The 21649-nt window shown below is 50.6% G+C and carries 26 protein-coding genes and 1 pseudogene; 21 read left to right on the top strand and 6 right to left on the bottom strand.

Annotated elements, in window-relative coordinates:
* Positions 1 to 62: 62 nt before the first annotated feature.
* The 6 genes and pseudogenes from ACMV8I_RS15775 to argD form a co-directional block, all read left to right on the top strand.
* Positions 63 to 226, top strand: a pseudogene (locus ACMV8I_RS15775) (helicase HerA-like domain-containing protein); the annotation flags it as partial.
* A gap of 251 nt (positions 227 to 477) precedes the next feature.
* A complete protein-coding gene (locus tag ACMV8I_RS15770; protein WP_498866158.1) occupies positions 478 to 1683 on the top strand; it encodes an aldose 1-epimerase family protein in 1206 nt (401 codons plus the stop codon).
* Positions 1684 to 1813: 130 nt separating this feature from the next.
* Positions 1814 to 1984, top strand: a complete 171-nt coding sequence (locus ACMV8I_RS15765) for a YhfG family protein (protein WP_498866157.1) — start codon at positions 1814 to 1816, stop codon at positions 1982 to 1984.
* A complete protein-coding gene (locus tag ACMV8I_RS15760; protein WP_498866156.1) occupies positions 1974 to 2576 on the top strand; it encodes a putative adenosine monophosphate-protein transferase Fic in 603 nt (200 codons plus the stop codon). The genes ACMV8I_RS15765 and ACMV8I_RS15760 overlap by 11 nt, the downstream gene beginning before the upstream one ends.
* A 57-nt stretch (positions 2577 to 2633) precedes the next feature.
* Positions 2634 to 3209, top strand: a complete 576-nt coding sequence (locus ACMV8I_RS15755; RefSeq protein ID WP_498866155.1) for an aminodeoxychorismate synthase component II — start codon at positions 2634 to 2636, stop codon at positions 3207 to 3209.
* 166 nt (positions 3210 to 3375) lie between these two features.
* Entirely contained in the window at positions 3376 to 4593 is a 1218-nt protein-coding gene (gene argD, locus ACMV8I_RS15750; protein WP_498866154.1) for a bifunctional acetylornithine/succinyldiaminopimelate transaminase, read from the top strand.
* Between the two features lie 62 nt (positions 4594 to 4655).
* Here the strand turns inward: argD and crp are convergent, their stop codons facing one another.
* On the bottom strand, positions 4656 to 5288 hold the full coding sequence (gene crp, locus ACMV8I_RS15745; RefSeq protein WP_188474229.1) for a cAMP-activated global transcriptional regulator CRP: 633 nt from the start codon (positions 5286 to 5288) through the stop codon (positions 4656 to 4658).
* Between the two features lie 361 nt (positions 5289 to 5649).
* Here crp and ACMV8I_RS15740 point away from each other — a divergent pair, with 361 nt between their 5' ends.
* Entirely contained in the window at positions 5650 to 6057 is a 408-nt protein-coding gene (locus ACMV8I_RS15740) for an OsmC family protein (protein WP_498866153.1), read from the top strand.
* Positions 6058 to 6097: 40 nt separating this feature from the next.
* Here ACMV8I_RS15740 and ACMV8I_RS15735 read toward each other — a convergent pair whose 3' ends face one another.
* From ACMV8I_RS15735 to ACMV8I_RS15725, 3 genes are all read right to left on the bottom strand, one after another.
* Positions 6098 to 6967: a phosphoribulokinase gene (locus ACMV8I_RS15735; RefSeq protein WP_498866152.1), complete on the bottom strand. Its 870-nt coding sequence runs from the start codon at positions 6965 to 6967 to the stop codon at positions 6098 to 6100.
* A gap of 145 nt (positions 6968 to 7112) precedes the next feature.
* A complete protein-coding gene (locus ACMV8I_RS15730) occupies positions 7113 to 7361 on the bottom strand; it encodes a YheU family protein (protein WP_498866151.1) in 249 nt (82 codons plus the stop codon).
* Between the two features lie 13 nt (positions 7362 to 7374).
* Positions 7375 to 8349 (bottom strand): hydrolase, encoded by a 975-nt coding sequence (locus ACMV8I_RS15725; protein WP_498866150.1) that lies wholly within the window; start codon positions 8347 to 8349, stop codon positions 7375 to 7377.
* Positions 8350 to 8447: 98 nt separating this feature from the next.
* Here ACMV8I_RS15725 and ACMV8I_RS15720 point away from each other — a divergent pair, with 98 nt between their 5' ends.
* Entirely contained in the window at positions 8448 to 9050 is a 603-nt protein-coding gene (locus ACMV8I_RS15720; RefSeq protein ID WP_498866149.1) for a LysE family translocator, read from the top strand.
* Positions 9051 to 9108: 58 nt separating this feature from the next.
* On the opposite strand, the gene ACMV8I_RS15715 is transcribed toward ACMV8I_RS15720, so the two are convergent.
* Positions 9109 to 11025, bottom strand: coding sequence for an ABC transporter ATP-binding protein (locus ACMV8I_RS15715; protein WP_498866148.1), 1917 nt, complete (start codon positions 11023 to 11025; stop codon positions 9109 to 9111).
* A gap of 184 nt (positions 11026 to 11209) precedes the next feature.
* Between ACMV8I_RS15715 and kefG the strand changes: the two genes are divergently transcribed.
* The 4 genes from kefG to slyD all read left to right on the top strand — a co-directional run bounded on the left by kefG (position 11210) and on the right by slyD (position 14694).
* The gene (kefG, locus tag ACMV8I_RS15710; protein WP_498866147.1) at positions 11210 to 11764 is read left to right on the top strand and encodes a glutathione-regulated potassium-efflux system ancillary protein KefG; all 555 of its coding nucleotides are present in this window, start codon (positions 11210 to 11212) and stop codon (positions 11762 to 11764) included.
* Positions 11764 to 13572, top strand: a complete 1809-nt coding sequence (kefB, locus tag ACMV8I_RS15705; RefSeq protein ID WP_498866146.1) for a glutathione-regulated potassium-efflux system protein KefB — start codon at positions 11764 to 11766, stop codon at positions 13570 to 13572. Before kefG ends, kefB begins: the two co-directional genes overlap by 1 nt.
* A 99-nt stretch (positions 13573 to 13671) precedes the next feature.
* Positions 13672 to 13875, top strand: a complete 204-nt coding sequence (locus ACMV8I_RS15700) for a YheV family putative zinc ribbon protein (protein WP_498866145.1) — start codon at positions 13672 to 13674, stop codon at positions 13873 to 13875.
* 213 nt (positions 13876 to 14088) lie between these two features.
* Positions 14089 to 14694: a peptidylprolyl isomerase gene (slyD, locus tag ACMV8I_RS15695; RefSeq protein ID WP_498866144.1), complete on the top strand. Its 606-nt coding sequence runs from the start codon at positions 14089 to 14091 to the stop codon at positions 14692 to 14694.
* Between the two features lie 70 nt (positions 14695 to 14764).
* Here the strand turns inward: slyD and ACMV8I_RS15690 are convergent, their stop codons facing one another.
* Entirely contained in the window at positions 14765 to 14983 is a 219-nt protein-coding gene (locus ACMV8I_RS15690) for a protein SlyX (RefSeq protein WP_498866143.1), read from the bottom strand.
* Positions 14984 to 15243: 260 nt separating this feature from the next.
* Between ACMV8I_RS15690 and fkpA the strand changes: the two genes are divergently transcribed.
* The 9 genes from fkpA to ACMV8I_RS15645 form a co-directional block, all read left to right on the top strand.
* Positions 15244 to 16095 carry an FKBP-type peptidyl-prolyl cis-trans isomerase gene (gene fkpA / locus ACMV8I_RS15685; protein ID WP_498866142.1) on the top strand — a complete coding sequence of 284 codons (852 nt, stop codon included), beginning with the start codon at positions 15244 to 15246 and terminating at the stop codon, positions 16093 to 16095.
* Between the two features lie 259 nt (positions 16096 to 16354).
* Positions 16355 to 17077 (top strand): helix-turn-helix transcriptional regulator, encoded by a 723-nt coding sequence (locus tag ACMV8I_RS15680; protein ID WP_498866141.1) that lies wholly within the window; start codon positions 16355 to 16357, stop codon positions 17075 to 17077.
* Positions 17074 to 17466 (top strand): sulfurtransferase complex subunit TusD, encoded by a 393-nt coding sequence (gene tusD / locus ACMV8I_RS15675; protein ID WP_498866140.1) that lies wholly within the window; start codon positions 17074 to 17076, stop codon positions 17464 to 17466. Before ACMV8I_RS15680 ends, tusD begins: the two co-directional genes overlap by 4 nt.
* Positions 17467 to 17486: 20 nt before the next feature.
* A complete protein-coding gene (tusC, locus tag ACMV8I_RS15670; protein ID WP_498866139.1) occupies positions 17487 to 17846 on the top strand; it encodes a sulfurtransferase complex subunit TusC in 360 nt (119 codons plus the stop codon).
* 13 nt (positions 17847 to 17859) lie between these two features.
* Entirely contained in the window at positions 17860 to 18150 is a 291-nt protein-coding gene (tusB, locus tag ACMV8I_RS15665) for a sulfurtransferase complex subunit TusB (RefSeq protein WP_498866138.1), read from the top strand.
* A 140-nt stretch (positions 18151 to 18290) separates the two neighbouring features.
* The gene (gene rpsL / locus ACMV8I_RS15660; protein ID WP_013573668.1) at positions 18291 to 18665 is read left to right on the top strand and encodes a 30S ribosomal protein S12; all 375 of its coding nucleotides are present in this window, start codon (positions 18291 to 18293) and stop codon (positions 18663 to 18665) included.
* 96 nt (positions 18666 to 18761) lie between these two features.
* The gene (gene rpsG, locus ACMV8I_RS15655; RefSeq protein WP_460526340.1) at positions 18762 to 19232 is read left to right on the top strand and encodes a 30S ribosomal protein S7; all 471 of its coding nucleotides are present in this window, start codon (positions 18762 to 18764) and stop codon (positions 19230 to 19232) included.
* Positions 19233 to 19328: 96 nt separating this feature from the next.
* Positions 19329 to 21437: an elongation factor G gene (gene fusA / locus ACMV8I_RS15650; protein ID WP_498866137.1), complete on the top strand. Its 2109-nt coding sequence runs from the start codon at positions 19329 to 19331 to the stop codon at positions 21435 to 21437.
* Between the two features lie 70 nt (positions 21438 to 21507).
* On the top strand, positions 21508 to 21649 hold a 142-nt coding region (locus tag ACMV8I_RS15645), incomplete at its 3' end, for a GTP-binding protein (RefSeq protein ID WP_074437493.1).

Below are 21649 nucleotides of genomic sequence, written 5' to 3'. Positions count from 1 at the left end.
ATTGAGCGTGCTAATCGGTTTTAATCAGTGGGTGGCTACACCCTATTTCAAAGGACAATCAAATGAGTGAAGCTCGCCTGATAGCCAAAGCCATACATGAAGGTAAGTCGACGCGCGATCTGGTCATGTTGCCGGCGCTACCGGTATGGGTAAAACTGTCACTTTGCAGAGAATGGCCGAGCATTTTTCATGCATCGGCGTACCGGTGTTTTTGGCTTATGTGAAGCGAGGTTTTTTATGTGCATCACGTACTGAAGTAAGCTGAAGCGCATCAGCATTTCCTTGTTGGTCCTGCGACGCATCACTATTTCCGTGTGATATGACTGTAATGCTTACTAAAAAATGTGAAGCAATACACAAATTACTCCCCTGAAACGCGCCAATACTCTGTGAGTTGAAAGCTGTCACATTTTTACGGCATAGCTGTACTAGGCTTAGGCTGTTTTCGCTTAATCAATTCAGCAAAGGATATAAATAATGAAAAAAATCATTGTAACAGGCGTGGTAATGGGGCTGATGTCATGGCAGGTCGCGGCGCAATCTTTCGTGCTGACCGATGCTGAAGCCGGCATGGACAAGGGTGACTGGCAAATCAGCAGCCAAAAGCTGAAGCTGGCGGGTGCTGATTTCAGCATCGAGCAGAAAGTGCTGCACGGCGGTAAACAGGAAGGCTCCAAAGTCCTGACTATCACCAGTAAAGGGCTGACGATTGCACTTAGTCCGACCCGCGGTATGGATTTACTTCATGTTACCGGTGATAACATCCGACTCGGCTGGGATTCTCCGGTGAATGAAGTGGTCAATCCGGCGTTTATCAATCTGGAAAGCCGCAACGGTGTGGGCTGGCTGGAAGGTTTTAACGAGATGATGGTGCGCTGTGGCTACGAATGGACCGGGCACCCCGTGGTGGCTGACGGCATGATCTATACGCTGCACGGCCGTGCGGGCAATACGCCAGCGTCGAAAGTGGTCGTGGACATTTCAGATACTGCGCCGTATGAAATCACCGTGCGCGGCCTGATTAAAGAACACACGTTCAAGAAAGCCAAACTGGAAACCTGGACCGAGCTGCGTTATGTGCCGGGCAGTCACTCCTGGACTATTCACGACACCCTGACCAACCAGTCTGATTACCCACATGACTACCAGATTATCTATCACAGCAATTTTGGCCAGCCAATCCTTGAGCAGGGCGCGCGTTTCATCGCCCCGGTGAAATCAATTTCACCTTTCAATGATTATGCCAAAAAAGGCATGAACGACTGGCAGACCTACGCCGGTCCGACCAAAAACTTTGATGAAATGGTTTTCAATATGGTGCCTTACGCCGATGCACAGGGTAAAACAGTTGCAGGTGTAGTTAACAAAGCCGGTAACAAAGGTGCGTCGATTGAGTTCAATACTCATCAGTTACCTTTGTTGACCTTGTGGAAAAACACGGACACACTGAAACAAGGATACGTCACTGGCATTGAACCTGGCACTAACTATGCCTATCCAGTGACCATCGAACGTAAGCAGGGCCGTGTGAAACAGCTGCAACCTGGGCAGAGTACAGTTTTTGAACTGACTTACTCGCTGCTGCCAGATGCTGCCGCGGTAAGTAAATTTGAGCAACGGGTTAAAACGATTCAGGGCACTCAGAAAACCGAAACCAGCGATAAGCCTATCGCCGTTGAGTGATCATCCTGAAATATGAGTTTTTTCAAGGCGCCCCGGTGGCGCCTTTTTGTTGGTTTTTTTCGTCGGCCTTTCCCTGTCTATACTTACCCTTGGAAGACCGGTGTCAAAAACCCATGCCAGAGGAGTTGAGATGAGTACTAAACCGACCCTAAAACAGAAAGAACAGTTGTTCCGTGAGCGTCAAAACCACAACTTCATGGCCAGCAGCCAGCTGGATGGATTGCAAATCGACCAGGTCAGGCTAAGTGATGAGCAAATTGCTCAACGGCTTGAAGATTTGAGGGCGCACTATGAACGATAAACTGAACGCAGGCGTCGATACGTATGTCTATCCTGGTATTGATGTGCTGAAAAATAAACTGGAAATCCACGAAGCTAACCGTCTGGCGCAGGCCGAAATGGCCTTTACCGCGCTGCGTGCGGCCACGATTACGCTGGGCCAACCTGCAATGGGTTTGCCGCATCTTTGTGCCATTCATCAGACGCTGTTTCAGGATATCTATACCTGGGCCGGTGAGCTGCGCGAAATGGACATCTACAAAGATGAAACACCTTTCTGCCACTTTGCCTATATCGAAAAAGAGGGTAATGCGCTGATGCAGGCGCTGGAGGACGAAGGCTATCTGGCGGACCTGCCGCTTGATGGACTTTGTAAGAAACTGGCTCACTATTATACCGGTATCAACCTGCTGCACCCGTTTCGTGAAGGGAATGGCCGCGCACAGCGTATCTTCTTCGAGCAACTGATTATTCATGCGGGTTATGATATTCATTGGTCAAAAGTCGGGCAGGAGAGCTGGCTGGAAGCTAATAAAGCGGCGGCGTTCGGTAACGAAAAATTGCTGAAGGATGTCTTCAAGAAAGTTGTCAGTGAAATCGACAGCGGCAACTAGCCACGAAAGTGGGTAGAATCGGCCGGGTACTTTCATCGACTGAAGACCCGGACCGCCATGCTGCTGCTGATCGACAACTACGACTCCTTTACTTATAACCTCTATCAATATTTCTGCGAGCTGGGCGCTGAGGTTTTGGTCAAACGTAACGACCAGCTCAGCCTCGCTGATATTGAACAGTGGGCTCCTTCCCATCTGGTGATCTCCCCTGGCCCTTGTACGCCGGACGACGCCGGAATATCCCTTACGGCAATCACCCATTTTGCCAACCGGTTACCTATCCTCGGTGTCTGCCTTGGGCATCAGGCCATGGCGCAGGCTTTTGGCGGGCAGGTAGTGCGGGCACGTCAGGCGGTTCATGGTAAAACCTCGCCAATTCGTCACACCGGACAGAGTGTTTTCCGTGGTCTTAACAATCCTCTGACCGTGACGCGCTACCATTCGCTGATTGTTGACATCGACAGCCTGCCGGACTGTTTCACGCTCACCGCCTGGACCGAACGCGATGGTCAGCCTGACGAGATCATGGGTATTGCCCACAATCATCTGCCGTTGCACGGTGTGCAGTTCCATCCTGAAAGCATTCTCAGCGAGCAGGGTCACCAGTTGCTGGATAATTTCCTTAAGATTTAGATAGTTAATTCGTGATAATAAATTACTTTTCAAAAAAGCTGGTTTTCGATTGCCTGCGGGTGATTTTTTATGCATATTTTATGACTATATTTTCATATTTAGTTTTGTTTTGAAGATATACTTATAATGGCAATATACTTGTAATGGATTGAAGGGGATGAAGGTAATGGCAGAAAAATCAGCGGTAAGTCGTGACGCTTTTGATCGGGTTATTTTGCCGGTTTATGCACCCGCGCAGTTTATTCCGGTGAAAGGGAAGGGGAGCCGTGTGTGGGACCAGCAGGGCAAAGAGTATGTCGATTTCGCCGGGGGTATTGCGGTGACGGCACTCGGTCATTGCCATCCTGCGCTGGTGAAAGCCTTGCATGAGCAGGGTGAAACTCTGTGGCATGTCAGTAACGTATTTACCAACGAACCCGCACTGCGATTGGCACAGAAGCTTATTGATGCCACCTTTGCCGATCGGGTGTTTTTTGCCAACTCAGGAGCAGAAGCCAACGAAGCCGCTTTCAAGCTGGCGCGCTATTATGCCTCGCACCGCCACAGCCCGTACAAAAGCAAAATCATTGCCTTCCATAATGCATTTCATGGCCGCACGTTGTTTACGGTTTCCGTGGGTGGCCAGCCTAAATATTCAGACGGCTTCGGCCCGAAACCGGCTGACATCGTGCATGTACCGTTCAACGATCTCGACGCGGTGAAAGCTGTCATTGATGATCACACCTGCGCCATTGTGGTTGAACCGGTCCAGGGCGAAGGCGGTGTTACGCCAGCCACTCAGGCATTCTTGCAAGGTTTGCGCGATTTGTGCGATGAGCATCAGGCTTTGCTGGTGTTTGACGAAGTGCAGAGCGGCATGGGACGTAGCGGTAAGCTGTTCAGCTACATGAATTACGGCGTTACCCCGGACATTCTGACCGCGGCCAAAGCGCTCGGCGGCGGTTTCCCGGTCAGCGCCATGTTGGCGACGGAAGACGTGGCCTCGGTGATGGAACCCGGCAAGCATGGCACCACCTACGGCGGAAACCCGTTAGCGTGTGCCGTCGCTGAAGCTGCGCTGGATATCATCAACACGCCAGAGGTTCTGGCTGGCATCGGCGAGCGCCGCGCGGCATTTATTCAGGCATTGGAAGCGATTAATCAGAAATACTGCGTATTCAAAGAATTCCGTGGTCAGGGGTTATTGATTGGTGCTGAGTTATCTGACGCCTATAAAAACCGCGCCAGTGAGTTCCATAAAGCCGCTGCCGACTGCGGCCTGATGATGTTGGTGGCAGGCCCTAACGTCATGCGGTTTGCGCCATCCCTGGTGATTGAGTTCGCAGACATCAGCGAGGGGATGAATCGCTTTGAGGAAGCCATTGGGAAAGTGTTGAGCGCTTGAGGTTTCCCTATTCTCCAATAAAAACGGCGCGACAGTTGCCTGTCGCGCCGTTTTTCAGGGAATCAACGGGTGCCGTAAACGACAATCGTTTTACCGTGAGCGGAGATCAAACTCTGATCTTCCAGCATCTTGAGGATACGGCCAACCGTCTCGCGTGAACAGCCGACGATTTGACCAATTTCCTGACGGGTTATTTTGATCTGCATACCATCCGGGTGGGTCATCGCATCCGGCTGTTTTGCCAGACTCAGCAAAGTTTGCGCGATACGGCCCGTCACGTCGAGGAAGGCGAGGTTACCCACTTTCTCCGAAGTCACTTGCAACCGAGTCGCCATCTGAGCAGAAAGACGCATCAGAATGTCTGGATTAACCTGAATTAACTGGCGGAATTTTTTATAAGAGATTTCAGCCACTTCGCAAGCAGATTTAGCACGAACCCATGCACTACGCTCCTGGCCTTCTTCGAAGAGTCCCAGCTCGCCGATGAAGTCACCTTGGTTCAGGTAGGAAAGTATCATCTCTTTGCCTTCTTCATCTTTAATCAGGACGGCAACCGACCCTTTCACGATGTAGTAGAGCGTTTCGGCTTTTTCACCTTGGTGAATCAGCGTACTTTTGGACGGATATTTATGTATATGACAGTGAGACAGGAACCATTCGAGAGTAGGGTCTGTTTGTGGCTTGCCGAGAACCATTAGTTATTATCCTCTGTTATTATCGCTGCCCAAAATCACAGGGCTCAGAGTTCCCTGTACGGCGTCTTAAAAATGCGCGCCCTTTTAGCATAAGAACTGTCCAGTAATGCTGCAAGCGGGAGTCGGAGTGTAACAGCGTTATAAATGTTGTTAACACCGTGGTTTCATATGAAAACCACAAACCCATCACCGCAATTTACTGAAAAGTATGTATCGGCTCTGTTTGTAGCACAGGTTTGAGCGAGTGTCTTCTGTTGTCTCGCTTCAGCATGATGGCGATCGGGTTACGTTGCTGGTTTTTTCCTAAAAGGGTAGTCTGAGAAGAATTCAGTTTAAATGAAAGCAGCGGGAGTAAGGCATTATGCAGGCACGCGTAAAGTGGGTAGAAGGGCTGACGTTTTTGGGTGAATCTGCGTCAGGTCACCAGGTTTTAATGGACGGTAACGCGGGCGATAAAGCCCCAAGCCCGATGGAGATGTTGCTGATGTCGATGGGCGGTTGCAGCGCCATCGACGTAGTGTCTATCTTGCAAAAGGGCCGCAACGATGTGCAGAACTGCGAAGTCAAACTGACGTCTGAACGCCGTGAGGAAGCACCGAGGCTGTTCACTCATATCAACCTGCACTTTATTGTCACCGGAAAAGAGTTGTCAGATAAAGTGGTTGAGCGCGCGGTGTCCTTGTCGGCTGAAAAATACTGTTCGGTATCTCTGATGCTGGGTAAAGCCGCCTCCATCACTCATAGCTTTGAAGTGGTTGAGCCGGAGTGAGTGACTAAATGCCGCAGTGCTTAGGCGTGCGGCATCTTCCTCACTTAATCTTCTTCCCTTCCATCAGGCGCTGCACCAGTGGTGCCATAATCAGCTCCATCGCCAGCCCCATTTTACCGCCCGGCACCACCAGCGTATTGATGTGCGAGATAAACGAACCTTGCAGCATCGCCAGCAGATAAGGAAAATCTATATCGTCCAGCCCGCGAAAGTGAATCACTACAAAGCTTTCATCCAGTGAAGGGATGGCCTTGGCAGCGAACGGGTTGGAGGTGTCTACCGTCGGTACGCGCTGGAAGTTGATGTGCGTGCGGGAGAACTGTGGGGTGATGTAGTTGATGTAGTCATCCATTGAACGCACCACTGAATCCATGACTGCTTCACGCGAATGGCCCCGTTCACCGGTGTCACGTACCAGTTTCTGGATCCACTCGAGGTTAACAATCGGCACCACGCCGACCAGCAAATCTACCTGAGAGGCGACATCGATTTTGTCGGTCACTACGCCGCCGTGCAGTCCTTCATAGAATAATACGTCGGTCGGTTCTTCCAGTGCCTCCCACGGCGTAAAGGTGCCCGGCACCTGATTATAAGGAACCGCTTCGTCATAAGTATGTAAGTATTTACGGGAACGGCCACTGCCATTTTCACCATACTCTTTGAAGCTTTGTTCCAGTAAACCAAAGTCATTGGCTTCCGGGCCGAAATAGCTGATGTGGCGGCCCAGATCACGAGCTTTACGGATTGCTGCGTCCATTTCCGGGCGGGTAAAGTGGTGAAAACTGTCGCCTTCCAGTTCAGCAGAGCGTAGGCCAAGCTGTTGGAATATCTTACGAAACGCCAGGCTAGTGGTGGTAGTGCCTGCACCGCTCGAACCGGTGACAGCAATCACGGGATGTTTGGCTGACATAGGGCTGATGACTCCATAGTAATGGTGACGCTACTGCGCCCAAAAGTCGTGACAAAATCGAGGCATAATTAATCTATTAACTAACATATTTATTCATTCGATTACAAATCAAACGCGGCTTGTCGCGTTGCTGTTTATCTTTGTTTCAGTTCCAGTCGTTCTGGCGTTCTTCCTCTCCCGCCCGGAATTGGCTGCGGGGCATGATGTTCAGTGTTTCGTGCAGTTCGGACCATACCAGCAGGATATCGCCACTTTTCAGCTGGCGGCGTACATCTTCCACTTTCTGCTCGAGTGAACGCTCCTGCTCGCCGTAGTCAGTACCTTCGCGCAGTACGAAAGCTTCAATCACGCTGGTTAGGATCTCAGTATCCAGTTCTTGCCAGGGAATAATCACAACTCAAATTCCTTTAATTCTTTAAATAGGGTGCTATCCAGGCCGGAATGCGCTGTTCCAGCCACATTTTCGGGTTACGCAGGTTACCGGAGACAAACCCGACATGGCCGCCGTGTTCGGTTAATTGATACTCGATGCCTGGCGGTAAATCAGCGAGAGAGGGGATGACTTCCGGGGTCATAAAGGGATCATCTTTGGCATGAATGATCAGCAGCGGAATGCGCACTTGCGCCAGCATAGGGAGTCCGCTGCAACGGCGGTAGTAATCCAGCGCATCGGCAAAACCGTGGGCCCTGGACGTGATGGCGTCGTCGAATTCACGAATGCGTCGCATCGATTTTAGTTGTTGTAGCGTGACTGGCAGCGTCCCCGGGTACTTCTCCAGTTTCCGCGAGGCATTTAGTTTAAGCTGATCCAACAGGTAGCGCTGATAAATACGCGATACACCGCGCTCCAGCCGGTCAGCGCAAGGTTCCAGCATCAGCGGTGCGGACACCACGACCGCTGCTTTGAGCGTGCAGTTTGTCCCTTCCTGCCCAAGATAGCAGGCTAACATGTTACCTCCGAGCGACACGCCGACCGCACCGGTTGGCACGGCGCCGTGAGTATCATTCAGCCAATTGAGAAAGAACCGTGCGTCTTCGGTTTCACCGGAGTGATAAATGCGTTGCATTTTGTTTGGCTCACCGCTACAACCGCGAAAATGCATCACTACACCGAGCCAACCCTGTTCGCGCCAGGCATGCAGCAGACCGTGAGCATAAGGGCTGTAGAAATTGCCCTCCAGACCATGGAATAGCACCATGCGCGGTTTATGCTCCGCCTGCGCCGGGTCTTCGCTCCAGGCTAAATCGATGAAATCTCCATCTGGGGTATCCAGCCGCTGCCAGTGCGGTTGCAGCATCATGTGCCGGCGTACCAGCCGCGGCAGCAGCGTTTGCAGATGCGGATTACTGGCTCCGCGCAGAGGGCGAAAGGATTCATGCATAAGATGAATAATTTTCTCGTCAGGGGCCTTGTGCGATCAATATCACACTGATAGCTTCAATCCTATCGCACATTCTTCGGGTCGGAGTACCCAAATAAATGGAACTTAGCTTATTTTTATCGATGCTCGGTTTTTTGTGGGTTGCTGCTATCACGCCGGGCCCGAACAATATGTTACTCACCACTTCTGGTGCTAATTTCGGTTTTCTCCGTTCTATCTGGTTGCTCGTCGGTATTATGCTCGGCATGCAAAGCATGGTGTTGCTGGTGGCATTTGGCGTAGGCAGTCTGATTACGGTCTACCCGGCGTTGCACCTATTTCTTAAAATTGCGGGTAGTTTGTACTTGTTGTGGCTCGCGTGGAAGATTGCCACCTCAGCGTATGAAAAGCTGGACGTCGGTGCTGCGCCGCCAAAACCGCTGCGCTGGTATCAGGGCTGGTTATTACAGTTTCTCAACCCCAAAGCCTGGCTGATGGGTCTTGGCGCGGTGGCCAGTTTTAGTCTGGCGGGCACGGGTTATAACCACTCCATCGCCGCCATAAGTTTGGGGGTGTTTATCGTCAATCTGATTTCCGGCATTATCTGGCTGGGATTCGGTACGGTGATTGGCCGCCTGTTGAGCAGTCGCCGTGCCTGGTATACTTTTAATGTGTCCATGGGCTTGTTAACCGCAGCCTGTGTATTACTCATTTGGCACTGATTTTTCAGATAAAAAAGGAGCCTTATGCGGCTCCTTCAGAACATCGATTTAAAAAACATCAACTCTCTACATCAAACGTTTTCGCTAACTCTTCCAGCTGTTCCTGGGCGTCGAGCCACGTCATTTCGGTGTCGTCGAGTGCGCCTCTGACCTTAATCTGCTGTTGCAGGCATTCAGTCAGTTCGGCTTTGCGGCTGATGTCGTAAAGGGCAGAGTCGGCCAGCTTTGCTTCAATGGCGGTCAGCTCTTTGGTCAGCTTCTCCATCCTGGATTCCAGCGTGGTGATCTGCTTACGCAGGGGCTGGGTTTGATTGCGAAAATCGGCCTCGCGGCGTTTCTGATCTTTACGCGACTGGGCACTGTTTATGCCGTCCTTTAACGGCGCTTCCTGCTGACTTTCCTGACGCTGAATATCCACCAGCCATTGCTGGTAATCCTCCAAATCGCCGTCGAATTGCTCCACTTTACCGCCGTGAACCAGATACAGGTCATCGGTGGTGGATCGCAGTAAGTGGCGGTCATGCGAGACGACAACCATGGCACCCTCGAAGTCGATCAGCGCTTCGGTCAGTGCCTGGCGCATATCGAGATCGAGATGGTTGGTCGGTTCATCGAGCAGCAGCAGGTTAGGGCGCTGCCAAACGATCAGCGCCAGCACCAGACGGGCTTTTTCACCGCCGGAGAAGCGTTCGGTTGGGTCGGTGACTTTGTCGCCGTGGAAGCCGAAACCGCCAAGGTAGTCACGCAGTTGCTGTTCGGTCTCTTTACTTGCCAGACGTACCAGATGCTGCAGCGGTGAGTCTTCTGCCCGCAGGAACTCGAGCTGATGCTGAGCGAAGTAACCCAGTTTGACGCCTTTCGCCAAGCCGATGTCACCCTTGAGCGGCGGCATAGTCCCCGCCAGCAATTTGATCAGCGTAGATTTACCCGCACCGTTACGGCCCAGCAAACCAATACGCGATCCTGGCACCAGATTGAGCTTGATCGAGTCGAGAATGGTGTTGTCACCATAACCGGCGCTGACTTTTTCCATTCGCAGCAGCGGGTCGGGCAAGCTTTCCGGCGAGCGGAAGCTAAATTGAAAAGGATTGTCGACGTGTGCCGGAGCAATCAATTCCATACGTTCGAGCGTTTTTATTCGGCTCTGCGCCTGTTTGGCTTTGGTTGCTTGCGCGCGAAAACGATCGATATAACTTTGCAGATGTGCCACTTTTTCTTGCTGGCTTTCAAACAGTGATTGTTGTTGCGACAGCTTGGTCGCACGCTGGCGTTCAAACGACGAATAATTTCCGGTGTACTCGTTCAGCGTCTGCTGTTCGATATGCAGGATTTTATCGATAATCGGGTCAAGGAAGTCACGGTCATGGGAGATAAGCACCAAGGTGCCGGTGTAGCTTTTCAGCCACTTCTCCAGCCAGATAACTGCATCCAAATCAAGGTGGTTGGTCGGTTCATCCAGCAGGAGTAAATCAGAGCGGCAAATCAATGCCTGAGCCAGGTTAAGGCGCATGCGCCAGCCGCCGGAGAAGGATTTTACTGGTTGCTGCAACTGGTTCTGGGTGAAGCCGAGGCCGCTAAGTAGGCTGGCAGCGCGAGCCGGAATGGTCCAGGCCTGAATGGCATCAAGCTTGCCGTGAACGAGCGCGATGGCATGCCCATCGTCACGATCGTTGGCGGACTGTAATTCGGACTCCAACTGACGAAATTCCCGGTCGCCATCGATAACATATTCAATGGCAGGCATGTCTAGCGCAGGCGTTTCCTGATTGACCCAAGCTAAAGCCCAGTTATTCGGAAACGTCAGGTTGCCGGCATCGGCACTCATTTCGTTTTTCAGCAGTGATATTAGCGTGGATTTACCACAGCCGTTTTTGCCGACCAGGCCGACTTTCTGGCCTGGGTTAATCGTCGCTGACGCGTTGTCCAGCAGAACGTTGGTACCGCGTCGGATTTGTAATGAGGAGAAAACAATCATAAAGCGCCGTGTTGAGAGTATGTTAAATTGTCATCTAAATTCGAGATGATTTATGCGGTTTCTGCACCGCTTATTTGAACCGAAATTGTCACAGTATTAAACAGGACGTATTGCGTCCTATTTTTAGTCTTTGCGAAGCATGGTAACGGAAAAACCGCACCCTGACGACGCTTTGGAGGTATTGATGTCGCAGCCACCGAAGGTTTTGCTGCTGTATGCTCACCCGGAATCGCCCGATTCGGTTGCCAACCGTGTCTTATTACAACAAGCGCAAAAATTAGAACATGTCACGGTGCACGATTTGTACGCTCACTATCCCGATTTTTTTATTGATATCCACCGCGAACAACAGCTGTTGCGTGAACACAAAGTCATCGTCTTCCAGCATCCTCTTTATACTTACAGTTGTCCGGCACTGCTGAAAGAGTGGATGGATCGCGTACTTGCGCGTGGGTTCGCCAGCGGGACCGATGGTAATGAACTGCGCGGCAAATACTGGCGTTCAGTGGTCACTACCGGTGAGCCAGAAGGGGCCTATAAGGCGGGCGGATACAACCGCTACCCGATGTCTGACATTATGCGCCCGTTTGAGCTGACATCGGCGATGTGCCATATGCACTGGATGACGCCGATTATCATTTACTGGGCACGCCGCCAGAAGCCGGGCGTATTATACAGCCACGCCGAAGCTTATGGTGAATGGTTGAAATCTCCGCTGCCGCAGGGAGGGATCGCCTAATGGACGGCTCCAATTTACCCGCAGCTATTCTGCTGTTTCTGTTTGCCGCTGTTGTCGCCGTACCCATTGCCCAGCGTCTGGGGATTGGCGCGGTCCTCGGTTATCTGATCGCCGGAATTGCCATCGGCCCTTGGGGGCTGGGCTTTATACGTGATGTCGACGAAATATTACACTTTTCCGAACTGGGCGTAGTGTTCCTGATGTTTATCATTGGGCTTGAGTTGAATCCCGGTAAATTATGGGAGCTGCGGCGGCAGATTTTTGGCGTCGGTGCCGGTCAGGTGATGCTAACCGCGGTGGTGCTTGGCGGTTTGCTCTACCTGACTAAATTTTCATGGCAGGCGGCGCTGATTGGCGGTATCGGTTTGGCGATGTCATCTACCGCTATGGCGTTACAGTTGATGCGCGATAAAAGTATGACTCGCAATGAGGGCGGTCAATTGGGTTTCGCAGTTTTACTGTTTCAGGACATCGCGGTTATCCCTGCGCTAGCTCTGATCCCGTTGCTGGCCAATGGCCCGGAAGGGACCAACAATTGGGCAATGATCGGCATGAAAGTGCTGGCTTTTGCCGGGATGTTAATGGGTGGACGTTATTTGCTGCGGCCTATTTTCCGCCTGATTGTGGCATCGGGCGTCCGCGAAGTGTTCACCGCCGCTGCACTTTTGGTAGTACTGGGTGCGGCGCTGTTTATGGATTCCCTTGGCTTCTCGATGGCGCTGGGAACTTTCATCGCTGGCGTGTTGCTGGCCGAAAGTGAGTATCAGCACGAACTGGAAATTGCCATCGAGCCATTTAAAGGTTTGCTGCTTGGTCTGTTCTTTATCTCCGTCGGTATGGCGCTCAATCTGGGTGTACTTTATACCCACATTTTGTTGGTACTGGCTGGCGTTATTGTTCTGGTCGCGGTAAAAGGCACGGTGCTCTATACCCTGGCGCGGGTGTTTGGTATTCGGACTTCGGTCCGGCTGCAGTTTGCCGCCGTGCTTAGCCAGGGCGGTGAATTCGCCTTTGTGCTATTTTCGGCCGCCGGGGCGCAAAAAGTGATTTCCTCATCGCAACTTTCCTTATTGCTGGTGGTGGTGACGCTATCAATGATGACCACGCCGTTGTTAATGCAGTGGGTGGACAGAATGTTGATGCGCCGTTATAACGATCAGGAAGAGAGTGACGAGAAGCACTATGTGCAGGATGACGACCCGCAGGTGATTATTGTCGGGTTCGGTCGTTTCGGGCAGGTGATTGGCCGCTTGTTGATGGCTAACAAAAAGCGTATTACCGTGCTGGAGCGCGATATCAGCGTGGTGGGTTTGATGCGTACTTATGGCTACAAAGTTTATTACGGTGACGCCACGGAGCTCGAGTTGCTTAGGGCATCGGGGGCGGAGAAGGCCAAATCCATCGTCGTCACCTGTAATGAGCCGGAAGACACGATGGCGATCGTGCATCTTTGCCAGCAACACTTCCCGCACCTGAATATTTTGGCGCGCGCCCGTGGCCGTGTTGAGGCCCATGAGTTGTTGCAGGCCGGCGTGACGTATTTCTCGCGTGAAACCTTCTCCAGCGCATTGGAGTTGGGTAAGAAAACTCTGGTGACGCTGGGGATGCATCCGCACAGCGCCTATCGTGCTCAGCAGCACTTTCGCCGTCTGGATATGCGGATGCTGCGCGAACTGGTACCGCAGAACCGCGGCGATGTAGCGCAAATCTCGCGGGTTAAAGAGGCGCGTCGTGAGCTGGAGGATATCTTCCAGAGTGAAATGCACAACGAGCGCCGTCAACTTGATGGCTGGGACGATGACGAATAGTCGTTTTTTTTCGCACCCGTAAATTTTTTTTTGCAAAACGTTTCCGCCGCCCCAGCTATAGAAACAGGCGTAATAGGCAACGTTCCTGGAGAGTAAGTGATGGCTAAAACCCGCAAGCGTTTCATTGCCGGGGCAGTTTGCCCACAATGTAAATCGCTGGATACGCTGACTTTATGGGCAGAAGATCAGGTCGAAGTGGTCGAGTGCATTAAGTGTGGCCTGCACAAGCGCCAGACGGATGAGCTGGTCAGCAAGGCGTTGCGCCCGGACGAACAAGTTATCGGTATTTTTGATCCGAAGTAGTGTTATTGACCGCGTTTTTTTATGCTGTTCGGTACAGAGGCGCGGATTTCCGCTACACTCTTCGCCAAATTTATTCGGCATCGTTTTTGTATCCGCTCTATTTTCTCAGGATACGGGCAACGTGTCGTGACTGAATTAACCTGAAACGACGTGGCGTACGTTCCCCGAAGCGTTCGCAGACAATAAATTAAGTTTCCAACGGTAGGAGTTATCATGAAAGTATCTAAAGATCTGGTTGTCAGCGTGGCATATCAGGTGCGTACAGAAGACGGTGTATTGGTTGATGAATCTCCGGTGAGCGCACCGTTGGATTATCTGCACGGCCATGGTTCATTGATCTCCGGCCTGGAAACTGCGCTGGAAAATCATGCTATTGGCGACGTATTTGACGTGAATGTTGGCGCAAATGACGCTTATGGCAACTACGACGAAAACTTGGTGCAACGTGTTCCTAAAGACGTGTTCATGGGTGTTGAAGAGCTGGAAGTTGGCATGCGTTTCCTGGCTGATACCGATCAGGGCCCGGTTCCAGTTGAAATCACCGAAGTTGACGGCGACCACGTAGTGGTTGACGGTAACCACATGCTGGCCGGTCAGGATCTGAACTTCCACGTGGAAGTTGTCGCTATCCGTGAAGCCACCGAAGAAGAGCTGGCTCATGGCCACGTTCACGGCGAACACGGCCACGACCATGGTCACGATCACGAACATGGGGACGGTTGCTGCGGCGGCCACGGTCACAGCCATGATCACGATCACGGCCATGACGAAGTGAAAAAAGGCGGTTGTGGTGGTAACGGCGGCTGCGGTTGTCATTAATCGCCAGCCATGAAGAAAAGGCATCCTGCGGGATGCCTTTTTTGTTTTTACTGCACAGCCACACGAATAATCAATAGTGTGGCGGAGGTGTCTCTTCGGACTGATCAGCAATCTGCGACGGTTGCGAAGCGCGCAGTTTGTCAGTCAGCAGACGAAGGTGGTCGTGCAGTCGGTTCATTTCTAACTGATGTGAAGTGACAATGATATTGAGTTCATCAATCGTCACTTCTTGAAATGCCAGGCGGCTTTCCAGCATTTCCAGGCGATGTTCAAGAGTATTCTGGTCCATAGCATTTCCCTCTAAGTACGGCTGACAGGACGGTCAGGAACGCGATTCTACCTGCAATGAATGAGAATTGCCTGACCTTCCCTGTGTAGGATTTATCGTAATATATGGCTTGGCCGAAACTAATTAGATCAAAAAAGGTCGGAATAAGACGCTATTGGTTAGTATAGAGATTGTCTTGTCTGAACAGGGACAGTTATAGTAACCGAGGAATTTTCGTAATTATTACCTGAGGTCATAAGCTTCAGGTCTTGGAGAAATGGATGAAATCACTGTTTAAAGTAACACTGTTAGCGACCACTATGGCCCTGGCACTGAATGCTACGCAGGTTATGGCCGCAGACACAGCGAAAGCCGCAGAAACGCCAGCAGCTGCAGCCGCCGCCGCTCCGGCAGCGACTGATACCACCAAGTTTAAAAGTGATGATGAGCAGGCTGCTTACGCGCTGGGTGCTTCACTTGGCCGCTACATGGACAATTCTCTGAAAGAGCAAGAGAAACTGGGTATCAAACTGGACAAAGACCAGCTGATCTCTGGTGTCCAGGATGCTTTTGCTAACAAGAGCAAGCTGTCCGATCAGGAAATCGAAAAAACTCTGCAAACGTTCGAAGGCCGCGTAAAAGCTTCTGCCCAGGCTAAAATGGAGCAGGATGCGAAAGCTAACGCTGACAAAGGTGATAAATTCCGCTCTGATTTCGCCAAAACCAAAGGCGTGAAGAAGACTGAGTCAGGTTTGTTGTACCAGGTTGAAAAACCAGGTACAGGTGCAACGCCAAAAGACAGCGACACCGTGGTAGTGAATTATAAAGGCACCCTGACTGACGGCACGGAGTTCGATAACTCTTATACCCGCGGCGAGCCACTGTCTTTCCGTCTTGACGGTGTTATTCCTGGCTGGACCGAAGGCCTGAAACACGTTAAGAAAGGCGGCAAAATCAAGCTGGTGATTCCACCAGAACTGGCTTATGGCAAAACCGGCGTTCCGGGAATTCCTGCTAACTCAACGCTGGTCTTTGACGTAGAGTTGCTGGATGTTAAAGCAGCACCGAAAGCGGATCCAAAGACAGCTGAACAGCCTGCTGATGACGCGGCTGCAGCACCTAAAGCAAAATAAGTTTGCGCGGTGTGATGAAAACCGTCGCTTAATGCGGCGGTTTTTTTTTCCCTAATGAATTAATTGCTTGTAGACCCTCATTTTACTGCAGCTACTCTATGATGATCACTTGACGCATTTGCCCGTCGGGCATAACGTCACTATTCCACGTGATCCCAAGCGTGTCTGTCTGTGCAATTGTTACAGTAACGGACCCGGGATATTGATTGATGCGTATTGCTGTTTTCAGGCAAATGCGATGTAGAGGATGGTAGCTTCGATGTCTAATTCGCTTATATCTGGCGAAACCGGCGAACTGGATTTGCTGGACCAACGTCCTTTCAATCAGACCGACCATGACATACTCACCTCCTATGAGGCAGTAGTTGATGGCCTGGCTATGTTGATTGGTGAACATTGCGAAATTGTTCTGCATTCTTTGGAAGATCTGAAATGTTCGGCTATTCGGATCGCTAATGGTGAGCATACCGGACGGAAAATTGGCTCGCCGATCACCGATCTGGCGCTGCGAATGCTGCACGATATGACCGGGGCTGACAGTAACGTCTCTCGGGCCTATTTCACCCGCGCAAAAAGCGGCGTGTTGATGAAATCTGTCACCATTGCTATACGCAATGCTGAACAGCGGGTGGTCGGGTTGCTTTGTATTAACATGAATCTTGATGTGCCTTTCTCGCAAATTATTCAAACTTTTATGCCGCCTGAAACACAGGAAGTGGCGCCATCGGTGAACTTTGCATCATCGGTGGATGATTTGGTCGCACAAACGTTGGAGTTCACCATTGAAGAGGTGAATGCCGACCGTAATGTGTCCAACAATGCTAAAAATCGCCAGGTTGTCTTGAATCTTTATGAGAAAGGTATTTTTGATATTAAAGACGCCATCAATCAGGTTGCTGACCGGTTGAATATTTCGAAACATACGGTCTATCTCTATATCCGTCAGTTTAAGAGCGGTGAACTAGTGGGGAACGAGCGTTGAAACTGCGTTATTGTTTGCTGGTCACTGGCCCTGCTTATGGTACGCAGCAGGCGAGTGCAGCTTATCAATTTGCTTTGGCGCTACTTTCCTGTGGGCATCAGCTCGTAAGCATCTTTTTCTACCGTGATGGCGTGCTTAATGGCAATCAATTATCGACGCCTGCCTCGGATGAGTTTGACCTGGTACGTGCGTGGCAGCGCTTAGCTGCGGATAACCAAATAGCGCTGAATGTTTGCGTGGCCGCAGCTTTACGCCGTGGCATCATTGATACCGCTGAAGCAGGTAATCAGGGGAGCGATTTTGCGAATCTTCAGCCCGGATTTACCCTTACTGGTCTCGGCAGTCTGGCAGAAGCATCGCTGACCTGTGACCGACTGGTGCAGTTTTAAACGCAAGGTGTGAACCCAATATGAAGAAAGTCGCTTTTATTTTTACGCATGGGCCACACGGGACGTCATCAGGTCGGGAAGGGTTGGATGCTTTACTGGCGACCTCTGCTTTAACTGAGGATATCGGATTATTCTTCGTAGCTGACGGCGTGTTTCAGCTATTAGCCAATCAACAACCAGATAAAATCTTAGCGCGTAATTACATTGCGACGTACGGTGTTTTGTCTTTGTATGACATCGACCAATGCTTTGTGTGTTCTGCATCACTTAAAGTGCGCGGGCTGGCCGACGAGCGTAATTGGGTGCTGGGTGCCCAGACGCTGGCGGAAGTTGAATTACGTGAAAAGTTGTCAGAATATGATGTCGTTATGACCTTTTAATTCAGGAAAATACATGCTCTTTACTCTGGCAAATTCACCACAATCGTGTGATTTAAAAGCATTTCTTCGTCTTGTTGGACCTGATGATGCCCTGCTACTGGTACAGGATGGCGTGCTGGCGGCTGCGAAAAATAGTGAAGCTGGAAAATGCCTGGCTGTGTTGGGACTACCGGTTTATGTGCTGAGTGAGGATCTGGCCGCGCGAGGATTGATTGGCCAAATTTTGCACAGCGCGACCTTGATCGACTATACTGGTTTCGTTGCGCTGACTGAGAAACATCCCCAGCATATTGCATGGCGATGATCGCTAATACTGTATATTTCTTGACACCCTCGTAGGTCAGCCCTAAAATTCTGCGTCCCCGTATTAGGTCATGCTTACTGCGGGGCGATTTATCACCCGTTTACAAAGTAGTTTATGAAACAAAATCCAGGAGCTTTTTAATGGCAACAATTAATCAGCTGGTACGCAAACCACGCTCTACGAAGGTTGCTAAAAGCAACGTTCCAGCGCTGGAAGCCTGCCCGCAGAAACGTGGCGTATGTACTCGTGTATATACAACCACTCCTAAAAAACCGAACTCCGCATTGCGTAAAGTATGCCGTGTTCGTTTGACTAACGGTTTTGAAGTTACCTCCTACATCGGTGGTGAAGGTCATAACCTGCAGGAACACTCCGTGATCCTGATCCGTGGCGGTCGTGTAAAAGACTTGCCAGGTGTGCGTTATCACACCGTCCGCGGCGCACTGGACTGTTCAGGCGTTAAAGACCGTAAGCAATCTCGTTCTAAATACGGCGTTAAAAAGCCGAAGTCTTAATGGTTCTCCGTTAAGTAAGGCCAAACATTTTCACATTAATGTCAAAATAAACTCTTAGAGTTTTGGACAATCCTGAATTAACAACGGAGTATTTCCATGCCACGTCGTCGCGTCATTGGTCAACGTAAAATTCTGCCAGATCCTAAGTTCGGATCCGAACTGCTGGCTAAATTCGTAAACATTCTGATGGTAGATGGTAAAAAATCTACTGCAGAAACAATTGTTTATTCTGCTCTTGAGACCCTGGCTCAGCGTAGCGGGAAAAACAGCCTGGAAGCTTTCGAAGTCGCTCTGGACAACGTTCGTCCGACTGTCGAAGTTAAGTCACGCCGCGTAGGTGGTTCAACTTATCAGGTTCCAGTTGAAGTACGTCCGGTTCGTCGTAATGCTTTAGCAATGCGTTGGATCGTTGAAGCTGCTCGTAAACGCGGTGATAAATCCATGGCTCTTCGCCTGGCGAACGAACTTTCTGATGCAGCAGAGAACAAAGGTACTGCTGTTAAGAAACGTGAAGACGTTCACCGTATGGCTGAAGCCAACAAGGCGTTCGCCCACTACCGCTGGTAATCACCTCGCAGTAGTTATGCTAACCAAGCGGGCGCTTCAAGAAGCCAACCCGCTTGGGTTAACCGAACTTGAACGTCCTAGTAATAGAGGAATCAAATGGCTCGTAAAACACCCATTGAGCGCTATCGCAACATTGGTATCAGCGCGCACATCGACGCCGGTAAAACGACGACGACCGAACGTATTTTGTTCTACACCGGTGTAAACCATAAAATCGGCGAAGTCCATGACGGCGCAGCCACCATGGACTGGATGGAACAAGAGCAAGAACGTGGTATTACCATCACTTCTGCGGCGACTACTTGTTTCTGGTCTGGTATGGCTAAGCAATTTGAGCCACACCACATCAACATCATCGACACCCCGGGGCACGTTGACTTCACCATCGAAGTTGAACGCTCCATGCGTGTTCTTGATGGTGCTGTAATGGTCTACTGTGCAGTTGGTGGTGTTCAGCCACAGTCTGAAACCGTATGGCGTCAGGCTAATAAATATAAAGTTCCACGCATCGCGTTCGTTAACAAAATGGACCGCATGGGTGCTAACTTCCTGAAAGTTGTTGGTCAGATTAAATCTCGTCTGGGCGCGAATCCAGTTCCATTGCAACTGGCAATCGGCGCAGAAGAGAAATTTACCGGTGTTGTTGACCTGGTAAAAATGAAAGCCATCAACTGGAACGATACTGACCAAGGCGTGACCTTCGAATACGAAGAGATTCCTGCGGACATGGTCGAGTTGGCTGATGAATGGCGTCAGAACCTGGTTGAATCTGCTGCAGAAGCGACCGAAGAGCTGATGGATAAATACTTGGGCGGCGATGAGCTGACCGAGGAAGAGATCAAAACTGCACTTCGTGCGCGAGTTCTGCGTAACGAAGTTATCCTGGTTACCTGTGGCTCTGCGTTTAAAAACAAAGGCGTACAGGCAATGTTGGATGCGGTTATTGAGTATCTGCCAGCGCCAACTGACGTTGAATCTATCAACGGTATTCTGGATGACGGTAAAGATACCCCGGCGATTCGTCATTCTGACGACAAAGAGCCGTTCTCTGCACTGGCGTTCAAAATTGCGACTGACCCATTCGTGGGTAACCTGACCTTCTTCCGTGTGTACTCGGGCATCGTAAATTCCGGGGACACCGTGTTGAACTCAGTACGTTCACAGCGCGAGCGTCTGGGCCGCATCGTCCAAATGCACGCTAACAAGCGTGAAGAGATCAAAGAAGTTCATGCCGGCGACATCGCTGCGGCAATCGGTCTGAAAGACGTAACTACCGGCGATACTCTGTGTGATCCAAATAATGTGATCATTCTGGAGCGTATGGAGTTCCCTGAGCCGGTGATCTCCGTAGCAGTTGAACCAAAAACCAAAGCCGACCAGGAAAAAATGGGCATGGCTCTGGGTCGTCTGGCAAAAGAAGATCCATCATTCCGCGTTTGGACTGATGAAGAATCTGGTCAGACTATCATCGCAGGTATGGGTGAACTTCACCTGGACATCTTGGTCGACCGTATGCGTCGTGAATTTAACGTTGAAGCGAACGTAGGTAAGCCGCAGGTTGCTTACCGTGAAACGATTCGTGACACGGTTAAAGACGTTGAAGGTAAACACGCCAAGCAGTCCGGTGGTCGTGGTCAGTACGGTCATGTTGTTATTGACATGTCTCCGTTACCATCTGGCGGCGCAGGTTATGAATTTGTCAACGAAATCGTTGGTGGGTCTATTCCTAAAGAGTTTATCCCTGCGGTTGATAAAGGTATTCAGGAACAGCTGAAATCAGGTCCATTGGCAGGTTATCCGGTTGTTGACGTTAAAGTACGTCTGCATTACGGTTCTTACCATGACGTCGACTCCTCAGAATTGGCCTTTAAATTAGCCGGTTCTATCGCCTTTAAAGAAGGCTTCAAACGAGCTAAACCAGTTCTGCTTGAGCCAATCATGAAGGTTGAAGTCGAAACCCCTGAAGATTACATGGGTGACGTAATGGGCGACCTTAACCGTCGTCGCGGTATCATCGAAGGCATGGAAGATACTGCTACCGGTAAAACGGTTCGCGTTAAGGTTCCGTTGTCTGAAATGTTTGGTTATGCAACAGACTTGCGTTCTCAGACTCAGGGCCGTGCTTCTTACTCCATGGAATTCCTGGAGTATGCTGAAGCACCTAGCAACGTTGCTAAAGCCATTATCGAAGCTCGTGGCAAATAAGCCACTGGTTTAAAACAATGATCCAGTGCTCTCTCTATGAAGGGAGAGCACAAGAGTAAGGAATATAGCCGTGTCTAAAGAAAAATTTGAACGTACAAAACCGCACGTTAACGTTGGTACTATCGGCCACGTTGACCACGGTAAAACTACCCTGACTGCTGCAATCACCACCGTTTTGGCTAAAACCTACGGCGGTTCTGCTCGTGCATTCG

It is taken from the genome of Ewingella sp. S1.OA.A_B6, from assembly GCF_049889095.1.
Taxonomy (GTDB): Bacteria; Pseudomonadota; Gammaproteobacteria; order Enterobacterales; family Enterobacteriaceae; genus Ewingella.
Note: the sequence above shows the minus strand (reverse complement) of the source record. Positions and strands in the feature narration are given on the sequence as shown.

What these genes read in the sequence shown, in the direction of transcription:
- tusB (WP_498866138.1), top strand. Translation starts at nt 17,860, where the DNA reads ATGCTCTTTACTCTGGCAAATTCACCACAATCGTGTGATTTAAAAGCA.
- ACMV8I_RS15690 (WP_498866143.1), bottom strand. Translation starts at nt 14,983, where the DNA reads ATGGACCAGAATACTCTTGAACATCGCCTGGAAATGCTGGAAAGCCGC.
- ACMV8I_RS15715 (WP_498866148.1), bottom strand. Translation starts at nt 11,025, where the DNA reads ATGATTGTTTTCTCCTCATTACAAATCCGACGCGGTACCAACGTTCTG.
- kefG (WP_498866147.1), top strand. Translation starts at nt 11,210, where the DNA reads ATGTCGCAGCCACCGAAGGTTTTGCTGCTGTATGCTCACCCGGAATCG.
- rpsL (WP_013573668.1), top strand. Translation starts at nt 18,291, where the DNA reads ATGGCAACAATTAATCAGCTGGTACGCAAACCACGCTCTACGAAGGTT.
- ACMV8I_RS15700 (WP_498866145.1), top strand. Translation starts at nt 13,672, where the DNA reads ATGGCTAAAACCCGCAAGCGTTTCATTGCCGGGGCAGTTTGCCCACAA.
- ACMV8I_RS15740 (WP_498866153.1), top strand. Translation starts at nt 5,650, where the DNA reads ATGCAGGCACGCGTAAAGTGGGTAGAAGGGCTGACGTTTTTGGGTGAA.
- ACMV8I_RS15765 (WP_498866157.1), top strand. Translation starts at nt 1,814, where the DNA reads ATGAGTACTAAACCGACCCTAAAACAGAAAGAACAGTTGTTCCGTGAG.
- kefB (WP_498866146.1), top strand. Translation starts at nt 11,764, where the DNA reads ATGGACGGCTCCAATTTACCCGCAGCTATTCTGCTGTTTCTGTTTGCC.
- ACMV8I_RS15770 (WP_498866158.1), top strand. Translation starts at nt 478, where the DNA reads ATGAAAAAAATCATTGTAACAGGCGTGGTAATGGGGCTGATGTCATGG.
- crp (WP_188474229.1), bottom strand. Translation starts at nt 5,288, where the DNA reads ATGGTTCTCGGCAAGCCACAAACAGACCCTACTCTCGAATGGTTCCTG.
- ACMV8I_RS15760 (WP_498866156.1), top strand. Translation starts at nt 1,974, where the DNA reads ATGAACGATAAACTGAACGCAGGCGTCGATACGTATGTCTATCCTGGT.
- slyD (WP_498866144.1), top strand. Translation starts at nt 14,089, where the DNA reads ATGAAAGTATCTAAAGATCTGGTTGTCAGCGTGGCATATCAGGTGCGT.
- argD (WP_498866154.1), top strand. Translation starts at nt 3,376, where the DNA reads ATGGCAGAAAAATCAGCGGTAAGTCGTGACGCTTTTGATCGGGTTATT.
- ACMV8I_RS15755 (WP_498866155.1), top strand. Translation starts at nt 2,634, where the DNA reads ATGCTGCTGCTGATCGACAACTACGACTCCTTTACTTATAACCTCTAT.
- tusC (WP_498866139.1), top strand. Translation starts at nt 17,487, where the DNA reads ATGAAGAAAGTCGCTTTTATTTTTACGCATGGGCCACACGGGACGTCA.
- ACMV8I_RS15680 (WP_498866141.1), top strand. Translation starts at nt 16,355, where the DNA reads ATGTCTAATTCGCTTATATCTGGCGAAACCGGCGAACTGGATTTGCTG.
- ACMV8I_RS15735 (WP_498866152.1), bottom strand. Translation starts at nt 6,967, where the DNA reads ATGTCAGCCAAACATCCCGTGATTGCTGTCACCGGTTCGAGCGGTGCA.
- ACMV8I_RS15720 (WP_498866149.1), top strand. Translation starts at nt 8,448, where the DNA reads ATGGAACTTAGCTTATTTTTATCGATGCTCGGTTTTTTGTGGGTTGCT.
- fusA (WP_498866137.1), top strand. Translation starts at nt 19,329, where the DNA reads ATGGCTCGTAAAACACCCATTGAGCGCTATCGCAACATTGGTATCAGC.
- ACMV8I_RS15725 (WP_498866150.1), bottom strand. Translation starts at nt 8,349, where the DNA reads ATGCATGAATCCTTTCGCCCTCTGCGCGGAGCCAGTAATCCGCATCTG.
- fkpA (WP_498866142.1), top strand. Translation starts at nt 15,244, where the DNA reads ATGAAATCACTGTTTAAAGTAACACTGTTAGCGACCACTATGGCCCTG.
- rpsG (WP_460526340.1), top strand. Translation starts at nt 18,762, where the DNA reads ATGCCACGTCGTCGCGTCATTGGTCAACGTAAAATTCTGCCAGATCCT.